General features: G+C 33.6%; 1 protein-coding gene. It reads left to right on the top strand.

Annotation, left to right across the window (positions count from 1 at the left end):
* Positions 1-32 precede the first annotated feature (32 nt).
* On the top strand, positions 33-286 hold a 254-nt coding region (locus tag AOA59_RS32870), incomplete at its 3' end, for a hypothetical protein (protein ID WP_218212219.1).

Raw genomic sequence — 286 nt, 5'->3', positions numbered from 1 at the left:
GGTTATTGACCCTTGATCTTAATGCGTTTTATATGTCTTACATATCAAAGAAGATTTTTATCCCTGGTGAAAAATATACACAGCGCTTGTTTATAGGTGATAAAGCTACCCTTTTTGTACCATTCGAAAATAGAGGTAAGATTCCTATTTTTCGAGTGAAAGCAAACTTCTTTCTATACGATGTTGATGAATCAATTGAAGTCATTAAAGAACAAAGCCCAAGGCAGCATAAGACAAACTTTGCATATCCCTTTTCTATTTCCCCTTTATCTAGAAGAACAATTTC

It is taken from the genome of Pseudomonas sp. 2822-15 (genome assembly GCF_002742515.1).
GTDB lineage: Bacteria > Pseudomonadota > Gammaproteobacteria > Pseudomonadales > Pseudomonadaceae > Aquipseudomonas > Aquipseudomonas salomonii.
Note: the sequence above shows the minus strand (reverse complement) of the source record. Positions and strands in the feature narration are given on the sequence as shown.